The following is a 13,099-nucleotide window of genomic DNA, read 5'->3' on the forward strand; positions in this document are numbered from 1 at the left end:
CACAACGCGGTGACGGCGCACCTTAAGGAAGGAAACACTCCGATATGACCACAGAGGCCTACATTTACGAGGCCATCCGCACCCCGCGCGGCCGCAACAAGAAGGGGTCGCTGCACTCGGTCAAGCCCATCGATCTGACCACCGGTCTGGTCGCTGAGCTGCGGAACCGCTTCCCGAACCTCGACGAGGATCGGATCTCGGACATCATCCTGGGTGTTGTTTCCCCCGTGGGTGACCAGGGCGCCGACATCGCCCGCACCCTCGTGCTCACCGCCGGCCTGCCCGACACCGTCGGCGGCATCCAGATCAACCGCTTCTGCGCCTCCGGCCTCGAGGCCGTGAACCTGGCCGCGCAGAAGGTCCGCTCCGGCTTCGACGACCTGGTCATCGCCGGTGGCGTCGAGTCCATGTCCCGCGTGCCGATGGGCTCCGACGGCGGCGCGATGTTCATGGATCCCGCCACCAGCTATGACGCCTACATCGTCCCGCAGGGCATCTCGGCCGACCTCATCGCGACCATCGAGGGCTTCACCCGCGATGACGTCGACGCCTACGCCGTGCGCTCGCAGGAACTGGCCGAGAACGCCTGGAAGAACGGCTACTTCGCCAACTCCGTCGTTCCGGTCAAGGACATCAACGGCCTGACCGTGCTCGACAACGACGAGCACATGCGTCCCGGCACCACCGCCGCCGACCTGGGCAAGCTGAACCCGGCCTTTGCCGGCATCGGCGAGATGGGCGGCTTCGACGCCGTCGCCATGCAGCGCTACACCTACGTCGAGAAGATCGACCACGTGCACCACGGTGGTAACTCCTCGGGCATCGTCGACGGCGCGGCCCTCGTGCTCGTCGGCAACGAGGACGCCGGCAAGGCCTCGGGCCTGACCCCGCGCGCCCGCATCGTGGCCACCGCCACCTCCGGCGCCGACGCCACCATCATGCTCACCGGTCCGACCCCGGCCGCCTTCAAGGCGCTGGCCAAGGCCGGTCTGACGGTTGACGACATCGACCTGTTCGAGATCAACGAGGCGTTCGCCTCGGTCGTTCTGAAGTTCCAGAAGGACCTGAACATCCCGGACGAGAAGCTGAACGTCAACGGCGGCGCGATCGCCATGGGCCACCCGCTGGGCGCCACCGGCGCGATGATCACCGGCACCATGGTCGACGAGCTGATCCGTCGCAACGCGCGTTACGCGCTGGTCACCCTGTGCATCGGCGGCGGCATGGGTGTCGCCACCATCATCGAGCGCGTCTAACGCCCACCGACTTTTCTCTAGGAGAACCAAAAACTATGACCGAGAACATGATCGGCTGGGAAAAGGACGCCGACGGCATCGTCGTGCTGACCATGGACGACCCCAACCAGGGCGCCAACACCATGAACCAGCTGTACAAGGACTCCATGAAGGCGACCGTCGATCGCCTCGTGGCCGAGAAGGACGACATCACCGGTGTCGTGCTGACCTCCGCGAAGAAGACCTTCTTCGCCGGCGGTGACCTCAAGAACATGATGAAGACCACCCCGGAGAACGCGGCGGACATCATGGAGGAGCTCACCTCCATCAAGGGCGACCTGCGTCGCCTGGAGACCCTCGGCAAGCCCGTCGTCTCGGCGATCAACGGCGCGGCCCTCGGCGGCGGCCTGGAGATCACCCTCGCGACCCACTACCGGATCGCGGCCGACGTCAAGGGCGTCCAGCTGGGCCTGCCCGAGGTTTCCCTCGGCCTGCTCCCGGCCGGTGGCGGCGTCACCCGCATCACCCGCATGCTCGGCATCGCCAACGGCCTGATGGGTGTCCTGCTGCAGGGCAACAAGTTCACCCCGGCCAAGGCCAAGGCCACCGGCCTGATCAACGAGGTCGTCGGCTCGGTCGAGGAGCTCGTCCCCGCCGCCAAGGCGTGGATCAAGGCCAACCCGGACAAGGGCGTGCAGCCCTGGGACGTCAAGGGCTACAAGATCCCCGGCGGCACCCCGTCCACCCCGGCCCTGGCCGCGAACCTCCCGGCCTTCCCGGCCAACCTGCGCAAGCAGATCAAGGGCCAGAACATGCCCGCGCCGCGCGCGATCATGTCCGCGGCCGTCGAGGGCGCGCAGGTCGATTTCGACAACGCCTCGCTCATCGAGTCGCGCTACTTCGTCTCCCTGCTGACCGGCCCGGTCGCGAAGAACATGATCCAGGCGTTCTTCTTCGACCTGCAGTCGATCAACAACGGTGGTTCGCGTCCCAAGGACGTGCCCAAGCGTGAGATCAAGAAGATCGGCGTCATCGGCGCGGGCATGATGGGCGCGGGCATCGCGTACGTCTCCGCCAAGGCCGGCTACGAGGTCGTCCTCAAGGACGTCACCCAGGAAGCCGCCGATCGCGGCAAGAACTACTCCGAGAAGCTCGAGGAGAAGGCCCTCTCGCGTGGCAAGACCACGCCGGAGAAGTCCGCCGCGCTGCTCGCCCGCATCAAGCCGTCGGCCGACGCCGCCGACTTCGCCGGTGTCGACTTCGTCATCGAGGCCGTCTTCGAGAACCCCGAGCTCAAGGCCAAGGTCTTCGGCGAGATCGAGGACATCGTCGACGCCGACGCGCTGCTGGGTTCGAACACCTCGACCCTGCCCATCACCCTGCTGGCCAACGGTGTGAAGCGGTCCGAGGACTTCATCGGCATCCACTTCTTCTCCCCCGTGGACAAGATGCCGCTGGTCGAGATCATCAAGGGCGAGAAGACCTCCGACGAGGCGCTGGCCCGCGTGTACGACTACACCCTGGCGATCCGCAAGACCCCGATCGTGGTCAACGACAGCCGCGGCTTCTTCACCTCTCGCGTCATCGGCACGTTCATCAACGAGGCCATCATGATGCTCGAGGAGAACATCGATCCGCAGACCATCGAGCAGGTCGGCCTGCAGGCGGGCTACCCGGCCGCGCCGCTGAAGCTGAGCGACGAGCTCAACTTCGAGACCATGCAGAAGATCTTCAAGGAGACCCGTGCCGCGGCCGAGGCCGAGGGCAAGGTCATCTCCGCGGCGTCGCTGGCCTCGGGCAACGTGATCGGCACCATGATCGACAAGTTCGATCGCAAGGGCAAGCTGCACGGCGCCGGCTTCTACAACTACGTCGACGGCAAGACCGCCGGCATCTGGGAGGGTCTGCGCGACGCCTTCGGTTCCCAGCGTGAGCTCCCCGAGGGCGTCACCCTGCAGGACCTGAAGGACCGCATGCTCTTCATCGAGGCCATCGAGACCCAGAAGTGCTTCGACGAGGGTGTGCTCACCACCACCGCCGACGCCAACATCGGCTCGATCTTCGGCATCGGCTACCCGGCCTGGACCGGTGGCGTGCACCAGTTCATCGTCGGCTACCCGGGCGGCACCGCCGGCTTCGTGGCGCGCGCCGACGAGCTGGCCGCCAAGTTCGGCGAGCGCTTCGAGGTTCCGTCCTCGCTGCGCAAGTAGTCGGGAGGCGGCGTCCGCGCCGCTGACAACGACCGGCACCGCCCGGGTCACGATTCTCGTGACCCGGGCGGTGTGCTTTCCGGTCCCCGTGCTGGCGTTTCGTGCCCGATCCGGCGAAACCCGCGCTACGTTGGGAATATGTACGGGTTGCGCATCGGACCACCCGTCGGTTCGGTGTGTGCGCTCGTGTCGAGTTCGAGGTGGGCAGAGACGTGAACTCACAGCCTGACCCGGGAGGCCCCCGGAGAGCGCCTTCCCGAGTCGAAAACGCCACCGAGGCATACGTTCCCGTGTCGATCGTGGACGAGCTCGAAGCCATGGGGCTGGCCGAGGCGCAGGAGATCGGCCGGGGCGGCTTCGGTGTGGTCTACCGCTGCACGCAGCGGGTGCTGGATCGCGTCGTGGCGGTCAAGGTGCTGTCCTCGGAGATCGACGACGAGAGCCGCGAGCGTTTCCTGCGCGAGGAACACGCCATGGGCCGGTTGTCCGGGCATCCGAACATCGTCGACATCCTGCAGGTGGACGTGACCGCCAGCGGCCGGCCGTACATCGTGATGCCCTTCGCCACGCACGGTTCGCTCGAACGCCTGGTCCGGGACAACGGCCCGCTCGGCTGGTCCGATTCGCTGCGGGTGGGGGTGAAGCTGGCGGGCGCGATCGAGACCGCCCATCGCGCGCAGGTGCTGCACCGCGACGTGAAACCGGCCAACGTGCTGCTGAGCCGCTACGGCGAGCCGATGCTCACCGACTTCGGAATCGCCCGGATCCCGGGCGGATTCCGGACTTCCACCAGTCTGATCAGCGGCTCGCCCGCCTTCACCGCTCCCGAGGTGCTCAAGGGCGAGGAGCCCACGGTGCGCTCGGACGTGTACGGCCTCGGCTCCACGTTGTTCGCGCTGTTGACCGGGCACGCCGCCTACGAGCGGCAGTCGGGGGAGAAGATCATCGCGCAGTTCCTGCGCATCACCAGCCAGCCGGTGCCGGACCTGCGCGAGCAGGACATTCCCGCCGACGTGGCGGCGGCCATCGAGGCCGCCATGTCCCCGGATCCGCGGCATCGGCCGGCCTCGGCCGTCGAGTTCGGCGAGCTGCTGCGCACCGTGCAGGGCGATCTCGGGCAGGTGCCCGACGAGATGGCGCTGCTGGACGGCGATGTCGCCGGTCCGGACACCGATTACGATGACAGCCGCTATTTTTCGCGCCAGCGCACCGGAACGGTGCGGCCCGGTTCGCGACATCGCTCGATGACCCTGCGCCCGCCCGCGGGCTCGGAGACCGGCGCGGCCCGGGCCGGCGATGCGGGCAGCGGTGACTTCCCCGCCCCGGGCAACACGCTACCGCCAACGGCCACAACGAAATTCCGTCCGCCGACGCCCGCGCGCGAGCCGGTGCCGCGGCCGCGGCTGCTGGAACCGCTGCGCCAGGGCGGCCGCCGCCGGCTGGCGGTGCTGCACGGCCCCGCCGGTTTCGGCAAGAGCACCCTGGCCACCCAGTGGTGCGCCGAGCTCACCGATCGCGGGGTCGCGGTGGCCTGGCTCGGCATCGACCGCGACGACGATCACGAGGTGTGGCTGCTCGCGCACATGATCGCGGCCATTCGCCGGGTGCGCCCGGATATCGGTGCGGGGCTGGAGCAGGTCCTGGAGGAGCGGCCCGCCGAAGCGGTGCCGTACGCGATCTCCGCGCTCATCGACGAGGTGCACGCGAGCGGGTCGTCGGTGGTGGTGATGGTGGAGGACTGGCATCGGATCACCGACGCGGGCGCGCACCGGGTCCTGGAGTCGTTGCTGGACAACGGTTGTCACCATCTCCGGTTCGTGGTCACCAGCCGTGAGCGCGCCGGACTGCCGCTGAGCCGGATGCAGGTGGCCGACGAACTCGTCGAGATCGACTGCGATCAGCTGAGTCTCACCGAGTCCGAGACCCGGGAGATCCTGGTGGATCGCAACGGCCTGGATCTCACCGATCGGCAGGTGGAGCAGATCCACGCCGCGGCCGGCGGCTGGCCCGCGGCGATCCAGCTGGCGAGCCTGTCGTTGCGCGGCGCCCGGCACGACGCCGATCAGCTCATCGCCCGGCTCTCGGGGGACAGCCGGGCGATACGGGAGTACCTGGCGGAGAACGTACTCGGCGAGCTGGAGCCGTCGATGCTGGAGTTCCTGAGCGCGATCGCGGTGCCCGAACGGGTCAACGCCTCGCTCGCGGCGGCGCTGAGCGGGGTGGCGGACGCCGAGACGATGCTGGAACAGGCCGAGGAGCGCGAGCTGTTCGTACACCGGCTGTCCGAGGATTCGCGCTGGTTCCGCGTGCAGCCCATGGTCGCCGAGTACCTGCGCGCCCGGCTGGAGCGCGGGCAGCCCGGGCAGGTGAAAGCCCTGCACCGCAAGGCCGCGCGCTGGTTCGCCGAACACCAGATGCTGCGCCAGTCGGTGGATCACGCCATGGCGGCCACCGACTTCAAGTTCGCCCTCGACCTGGTCGAGAGCGGCGGCATGGATCTCATCGACCGGTCTCGGCTCGCGACGCTGTTCGGGACGGTGTCGAAACTGCCGGTGCAGCAGGTGACATCGCGCTCCAAGCTGCTCATGGCGCTGGCCCGGGCGAACGTGAACCTCCAGCAGTCCGGCGCGGCCCGCACGGCGCTGGGCCGGCTCTCGAACATGCTGGCCCGCAGCTCGCCGCAGGATTCGGAGGCGGTGATCCAGCGCTGCCAGGCCGCCGTGCTGGCCGCCGCGGACAAGGTGGCGCGCGATCGCACCGACGGCGTGCTGGAGCAACTCACCGATTCGCTGCGCCTGGTCGACGAGCTGCCCGCGTGGACGGTGTCGACGGCCGCGAATCTGGCCTCGTTCGTGCGCCTCTGCGAGTTCGATTTCGACGGCGCGCGCAGCACCCAGGAGTGGGCCGAGCCGTATCACGCGCGGTCCGGCGATCCGCTCGGTGCGGTGTTCGGCCGCTGCGGTCTCGGCGCCGCCGCCTACGAGCAGCTCGACATACCTACCGCCACCGCGTGTTTCGAGCAGGCGTGGCAGATAGCCCGCGATCGGTCCGGCCCGCGTTCACATCCAGCCCGGGTGGCGGGCGCGCTGCTCGGCGAATTGGCTTACCGCCGTGGCGATCTGGAGAGTGCCGAACGCCTGCTCGATCTGAGCCATCAGCTCTCGGCCCGGGTCGGCCCCATCGACTTCCTGGTGAGCACCTTCGTGGTGGGCGCGCGGGTCAAGGCGGTGCTGGGCGACACCGACACCGCCGCCGCGCGCCTGGACGAGGGCGCGCGAATTGCCTTGGAGCGCAAGCTCACCCGGCTGGCGGCGCACATCCGGGCCGAACGTCTCCGGCTCGATCTGCCCGCCGACCAGCTCACCCCGGGCCCGGCCGCGGACCCCCAGATCCGGCCCGTTCACCATCCCGTCGGCGCCGCGGCCCTGGCCGTCGAGGCCGAGGAGATCGCCACGATCCGCGCCCTGCTGGCCCGCCACTATCGCGGCGAGGATCGCGGCCCCGCCGACGATCTGGCGCCGCTCGGCAACGCCGACACCGCGGTCAAACGCGCCCGCGCCCTGCACGCCCGCACCCGCGAGAAGAACCGTCCCCGAGCCGAACTCGACGCGGCCCTGCTGCTCGCCGAGTGCCTGGCCTCGGCCCGCTGGCAGGGCGAGGCCATCGGCGTCCTGGTGCCCGTGGTGATCCGTTGCGCCGACCTCGGCTGGACCCGGCCCCTGCTGGACGCGGGCCCCGGCGTGGTCGGGCTGCTGCGCACGCTGCGCACCGAAATGCCGTTGGGCACCGGGGGTTCCGAGCCGCAGGAGTTGCCCCGGGGCTTCCTGGAATCCCTGGTCTGAGCCGCGCTAGGGCTGCCACCACGGGCGCAGCGGGACCGTCCAGGCCTGGTCCGGGCCGTTCTTGACGCCCAGGACCTGGTGCAGCTGCACCACGTTGCGCTCGAAGCCGAGCTGACAGCCCGCCATGTACAGGCCCCACACCTTGGCGGTGCCCTCGCCGACCTCCTCGACCGCGGCGTCCCAGTTCTTCACCAGGTTGTCGCACCATTCGGCCAGGGTCAGGGCGTAGTGGCGGCGCAGGTTCTCCTCGTGCAGCACCTCGAGGCCCACGTTCTGGATCTCGGAGATGATGCGGCCCGAGCCGGTGAGCTCGCCGTCGGGGAAGACGTACCGGTCGATGAAATCCCCGGCCTTGCTGGTGTGCTTGTTGTCCGGGCGGGTGATGCAGTGGTTCAGGAACAGGCCGCCGTCGCGCAGCTTGGACTGGATGAACTCGAAGTACGCGGGGTAGTTGTGGACGCCGATGTGCTCGGTCAGGCCGATGGAGGACACGGCGTCGAACGAATCCTCGGCGATGTCGCGGTAATCCGAGTGCCGCACCTCGGCCAGCCCGGACAGGCCCTCCGCGGCGATCCTGGCCTGCGCCCATTCGGCCTGCTCGGCCGAGAGCGTCGCGCCGATGACGCGGACGCCCCGCTTGGCGGCGTAGCGCACCATTCCGCCCCAGCCGCAACCGATGTCGAGGAGCCGGTCGCCGACCTTCAGGTTCAGCTTGTCGAACACGAGCCGGTACTTGTTCTCCTGCGCCTGCTCGAGGTTCCACGCCTCGTCCCCGTACACCGCGCACGTGTAGGTCATCGAATCGCCGAGTACGTACTCGTAGAAGGTGTTCGAGACGTCGTAGTGATGGTGGATCGCCTCGGCGTCGCGAGTCTTGGAGTGCCGCAGCCCTTCCAGGGCGATGCGCCGCCAGCGCGGCAGGGTTTCCTGGGGCGGCGGGGCGACCGGCTTGAGCAGTTCCCAGCCGAGCGAGCGGGCGATGACCACCAGCTGCATGGCGGTCGGGCGGCGGAACTTCATGCTCGCCATGGCCTTGAGCAGCTCGTACGGGTCGCCCGGATGTGCGCCGTGAATGCGCATGTCACCGGAGATGTAGGCGCGTGCCATACCCAGATCGCCGGGTGCGTTGGCGACGTAGTTCACCCCGCGCGGATTGACTATCTCGAGCCCGAACTCGGAATTCGCCGGTCCGGTGCTGCTGCCGTCGTACGCGGTGAAGCGCACGGGCATCGGTCCCTCGATGAGCGACTCGAATATCTCGGCGATCGTGAGCTTGGTACCTAGCTCCGCGAACACCTCGGAACGGTCCTTGAACGTCGTCACTTGCGTTGCACCGCCTTCGAATACAGGTCGAGTAGTCGATGATCCGGGTTGTAGTCCTTCGCGAGGCGGGCGTAGGTGCCGCCGCCGTAGTACAGCTCGGCGAACTCCTCGGGTCCGTAGTAGGAATCCGAGTAGAGCGATTTGTGGCCGTCGAGCTCGGAGACCTTGCGCTCGATGGCACGATTGGCGGCGCCGTCCTGCTGCCCGGGCGTGGTGGGCACGGCGGACCAGAACCCGATGTTCACGTAGGTGCGGCCGGGTTCGAGCGGGTAGAGCGGCCAGGGGCGTTCGGGGCCGTTCTCGTCGCGCAATCGCAAGGGGCACAGCCAGATCGGCTCGATGGGTATCTCGCGCAAGAACCAGTCCAGGAAGTCGGCGGTGCGCTCGATGGGCACCTCTATGTCCTGCACTACCCGCTCGCGCGGCGGATTACCCTGGCGCGCCTCGAGTTTGTCGCCGATGTGGTACCGGTGATCGAGGGCGATGAGCTTCCAGTAGAAGCTGCTGCGCCGGTAGCGCTGCGGCCAGAAGCGGCGGATCCTCGGGTTCTGCGCCCCGAACGCCCGCGAGCACCAGAACCAGTCGGTGTCCCAGCGCCAGAGATAGTCCGCGATCGTGAGGCGATCGCGGGCCGGCCGATCGGAGTCGTGCTGGATGGACCGGTAGAAGATGTCCATGCCGGTGTAGTCGCTGACCGGGCCGGGTTCGTCGGTCTGGCGGCCGAGCACGAGGTAGCTCTCGGCGGCGGTGAACACCACGCCGTCGAGGTAGTCGACCTGCTCCCCGGCGTACGAGCGGTCGGAGACGATTCGCGCCATGGCGGCCTCCAGCTCCCGCAAATCATGAAACCGTATGTGGCGCAGTGCCACATACGGTTTCACCGGTTCGAGCTCGATCTTCAGCCGGGTGGAGTACCCGAGGGTTCCGTAGGAGTTGGGGAACCCGCGGAACAGGTCCGCGTGCTCGCCGTCCGGGGTCGCGGTCACGATCTCGCCGGCCCCGGTGAGCACATCGATCTCCAGGACCGATTCGTGCGGTAGCCCGTTGCGGAAGGAGGTGGACTCGATGCCGAGCCCGGTCACCGCGCCGCCGAGGGTGATGGTTTTGAGCTGGGGGACCACCAGCGGCGCGAGCCCGTACTGCAGGGTGACCGCGACCAGGTCTTCGTAGGTGGTCATGCCCGCCACGTCGGCCGTGCGCTGTTCCGGATCGACCGCGATGACCTGCGTCAGGCCGGAGACGTCGAGCCCGGGCGCAGGGTTCTTCGCTCGCGCGCGGAAGAGATTGGAGGTCTTCTTGGCCAGCCGGATGTTCGCATCGGGCGGGATGGCGCGGTAGGACGCCAGTAGTCTCTCGACCCCGGCTCGATGCGCGGCGAACCCTGATTCGCGTGCGGCCGGTGCGCGGCCAGCCAACCCCAACAGACTCACTGCCACCCTCGGAACGCTAGCGTGCACCGACCGGTACGGCCAGCAAGAGCACACCGGCGGGGCGGTTTTTCACACACAGTTAGCATGCGTCGTCGCGGCTCTGATCAGCCACGCTTCGAGTCTATTCCCGGCGTCGCCGTGAGAATAGTTACTTCGGCTAATTGCTTGAGGATTGCGGTGTGCCGGTGCGGCTTTGGTGGTGATGGCGCCGCGGGTAGCGGGGTGTGGGTACCCGGGAGGGCCCGGTCCGGGGCCGGGTCGCGGGCCTATCGGTAGGGGTAACCCGGCTGCTGACCGTACGGGGACGGGGCCTGACCGGGCGGCGGACCGTAGCCGGGCGCCGGGGCATAGGGCTGACCGGCCGGCGGGTACCCCTGCGGTGCGGGGTACCCGGGCTGGGCCTGGCCGTAACCCGGTTGTGCGCCGTATTGGGGTTGCTGACCGTAGCCGGGCTGGCCGCCGTAGGGCGCGGGCTGTCCGTAGCCGGGCTGCTGGGCATAGGCGGGCTGCTGGGCGTACGCGGGCGCCTGCGGTGCGGGCGCGCCGTACGGGTTGGGCTGACCGTACGGGCCGGGCTGACCGTAGGGGGAGGGCTGGGCGTACGGGTCGGGCGCGCCGCCCGCCGGGGGAGTGGGGCCGTTGCCCGAGCCGCGGCGGATCTCGCGGACCAGCATGAAGCCGCCGCCGGCGATCAGCAGGGCGCCGAGGCCGAACAGGATCCAGGGGGTGGAGCCGTTGCTGTCCTTCTGTTCCTCGTACGTGCGGGTGGTGGTGCGCCCCTTACGGGTGGTGTCGCAGGTGTCGCCGGGGGACATGACCCGGCTGCCGCACTTCACCGTGCCGTCGTCGCTCAGCGTGCTCACGCCGCCGAACAGCAGGGCGCATCCGAGAACGATGGAGAGAACGCAGGACAGCACGCTCTTGACGCGGCGAACGGAGTGCATGGTGGAGCGATTCCCCTCGAAGAAAACCCGTAGAACAGACAATCCGGTCATGCAGGATCGCGGCGAAGCATAACCGGGCGCGGGCATGCTGCCCAGCCGTATGCGCCATGTCAGCATTGATCGATGCGAGAACTCGATTCCGAGCCGCGGGATTCGGCTCTCGCGCGGCTGTCCACCGCTGTCCGCCGCCGGGTGAGCGTCCTCGACGGCGTTCGAATCGGTCTGCTGGTCCTCGGATTGCTCTGCGTGGCAACGGGATTGCTGCCGCGCGCGGAAGCCGCCGACAACATGGCCCGCATCGCCCCGCTGCTGCTGTTCCTGGTCAGCGTGATCGTGCTGGCCGCGTTGGCCCGGCGCGCCAAGGTCTTCGACGTGATCGCGCACCGGCTGGCGATCATCGCGGGCGGCAACTACGCCGCGCTGTTCCTGCTGTGCGTGCTGTTCGCGGCCACCACCACCGCGGTGCTCAACCTCGATACGACCGCGGTGCTGCTCACCCCGGTCATGCTGGCCCTGGCGATCCCGGCCCGTATCGCACCCGTGCCGCTGGCCATGACGACGCTGTGGCTGGCCAACACAGCGAGCCTGCTGCTGCCGGTCTCCAACCTCACCAATCTGCTCGCCGCCGACCGCGTGGCCCTGCACGCCCTCGACTTCGGCGCGAGAATGTGGCTGCCGCAGCTGCTTTCGGTGAGCGTCACCATGATCTGCCTGTGGCTCTGGTACTGGCGGCGGCCGCGTCGCGGCGCGGACCGCTACGTCGTGCCGGAGCCGGTGACCCCGGCGGACGCTCGTGAACGGGTGCTGCTGTACGTCACCGGCGGCGCGTGCGCGCTGTTCGTGCTCGCGATTCCCTTCGCGGGCGCGCACGTCGAGTACGCCGCCGGCGGCGCCGCGCTGATCGCGGTGGCGGCCTTCGGATTCCTGGATCGCGCGGCCCTGCGGTGGTCGCTGTTCCCCTGGCAGCTGCTGGTCTTCGTGGCCGGACTGTTCCTGGTGGTGCCCACTCTCGGCCGGTACGGGCTCTCGACGGTGATGAGCGCGGTGATCGGCGACGACACCGGGGCGCTCGGCGCGTTCCGGGCCGCGGCCGCGGGCGCGGGCCTGTCCAACCTGGTGAACAACCTGCCCGCCTACACCGCGGGCGAGGCCGTGATACCCGCCGGGGAGACCGATCGGCTGCTGGCGCTGCTGATCGGCACCAACGCCGGTCCGCTGGTGACGCCGTGGGCCTCGCTGGCGACACTGCTGTGCCTGGAGTTCTGCCGCACCCACGACGTGCGAATCCCCATGCGGCGCTTCGTGCTCACCGGATGCGCGCTGGCGGTCCTGGCGACCGGGGCGGCGGTGACCGGTCTGCTGCTGACCGCCGCCCCGTGAAGCGGCTCACCGGTCTCCAATCCGGATACCCACCCGGAACCCCGCCCGGCGTACCATGACCGGGCGGCACCAGGGCACACAGCCGGGAATCACAAAGGAGCACATGGTGGGACAGGTCAGCGCCTCCAGTTCGATCGTCGTCACGGCGGATCCGAAGCGCACGCTCGACGCGATCGCCGACTACGAGTCGGTGCGGCCGCGCATCCTCTCCTCGCACTACCGTGACTACAAGGTGGTCGAGGGCGGCAAGGGCGCGGGCACCGTCGTGGAATGGACGCTGCAGGCCACCGAGAAGCGCCAGCGCAACGTGCGCGCGGCCATCACGGTCTCCGATTCCATGGTGACCGAACGTGATTCGAACTCCTCCATGGTCACCACCTGGACCGTCACCCCCGAGGGCAGTGGTTCGCTGGTCACCGTGCGCACCAGCTGGAAGGGCGCCGGCGGCATCGGCGGCATCTTCGAGGGCATCTTCGCGCCGCTGGGACTGAAGAAGATCCAGGCCGAGGTCTTGGAGAAGCTGAAGCAGGAACTGGCGTAACCGCTGTCCCGGATCCGGTCCGCCCCGATGCGGGGCGGGTCGCACGACCCCGAACGGTTCAGGTCGCGACCCTGAACGATTCGGCGCGCGACCCCGACTGATTACGAAACCGCCGCCCGCCCCGTATGCTCACCGCGATCACCGCCACGATCGGCATAACCCTTGCCATTCGTGGCGGTTCCGAATCCCCCACC

The 13,099-nt window shown here is 68.7% G+C and carries 8 protein-coding genes; 5 read left to right on the forward strand and 3 right to left on the reverse strand.

Translation table 11 applies throughout. The annotated features are described in order from the left end of the window. The first annotated feature begins 44 nt into the window (after positions 1-44). The 3 genes from ACWDOP_RS21130 (at position 45) to ACWDOP_RS21140 (ending at position 7,287) form a co-directional block, all read left to right on the forward strand. The gene (locus ACWDOP_RS21130) at positions 45-1,256 is read left to right on the forward strand and encodes an acetyl-CoA C-acetyltransferase (RefSeq protein ID WP_456346438.1); all 1,212 of its coding nucleotides are present in this window, start codon (positions 45-47) and stop codon (positions 1,254-1,256) included. 35 nt (positions 1,257-1,291) lie between these two features. Next, positions 1,292-3,445, forward strand: coding sequence for a 3-hydroxyacyl-CoA dehydrogenase NAD-binding domain-containing protein (locus tag ACWDOP_RS21135; protein WP_456346439.1), 2,154 nt, complete (start codon positions 1,292-1,294; stop codon positions 3,443-3,445). Positions 3,446-3,762: 317 nt separating this feature from the next. Then, a complete protein-coding gene (locus ACWDOP_RS21140) occupies positions 3,763-7,287 on the forward strand; it encodes a protein kinase domain-containing protein (RefSeq protein ID WP_456346451.1) in 3,525 nt (1,174 codons plus the stop codon). A 6-nt stretch (positions 7,288-7,293) separates the two neighbouring features. On the opposite strand, the gene ACWDOP_RS21145 is transcribed toward ACWDOP_RS21140, so the two are convergent. The 3 genes from ACWDOP_RS21145 to ACWDOP_RS21155 form a co-directional block, all read right to left on the reverse strand. After that, positions 7,294-8,610, reverse strand: coding sequence for a class I SAM-dependent methyltransferase (locus tag ACWDOP_RS21145; protein WP_456346440.1), 1,317 nt, complete (start codon positions 8,608-8,610; stop codon positions 7,294-7,296). Beyond that, complete coding sequence (locus ACWDOP_RS21150) at positions 8,607-10,040, reverse strand: FAD-binding oxidoreductase (RefSeq protein ID WP_456346452.1); 1,434 nt, start codon at positions 10,038-10,040, stop codon at positions 8,607-8,609. The genes ACWDOP_RS21145 and ACWDOP_RS21150 overlap by 4 nt, the downstream gene beginning before the upstream one ends. A gap of 266 nt (positions 10,041-10,306) precedes the next feature. Further along, positions 10,307-10,984: a hypothetical protein gene (locus ACWDOP_RS21155; RefSeq protein ID WP_456346441.1), complete on the reverse strand. Its 678-nt coding sequence runs from the start codon at positions 10,982-10,984 to the stop codon at positions 10,307-10,309. A gap of 123 nt (positions 10,985-11,107) precedes the next feature. On the opposite strand from ACWDOP_RS21155, the gene ACWDOP_RS21160 reads away from it, so the two are divergent. Both ACWDOP_RS21160 and ACWDOP_RS21165 read left to right on the forward strand, forming a co-directional pair. Next, positions 11,108-12,364, forward strand: coding sequence for an SLC13 family permease (locus ACWDOP_RS21160; protein ID WP_456346442.1), 1,257 nt, complete (start codon positions 11,108-11,110; stop codon positions 12,362-12,364). Positions 12,365-12,470: 106 nt separating this feature from the next. Then, complete coding sequence (locus tag ACWDOP_RS21165; RefSeq protein ID WP_456346443.1) at positions 12,471-12,905, forward strand: SRPBCC family protein; 435 nt, start codon at positions 12,471-12,473, stop codon at positions 12,903-12,905. Positions 12,906-13,099 lie beyond the last annotated feature (194 nt).

This window comes from Nocardia sp. NPDC003693 (genome assembly GCF_053981095.1).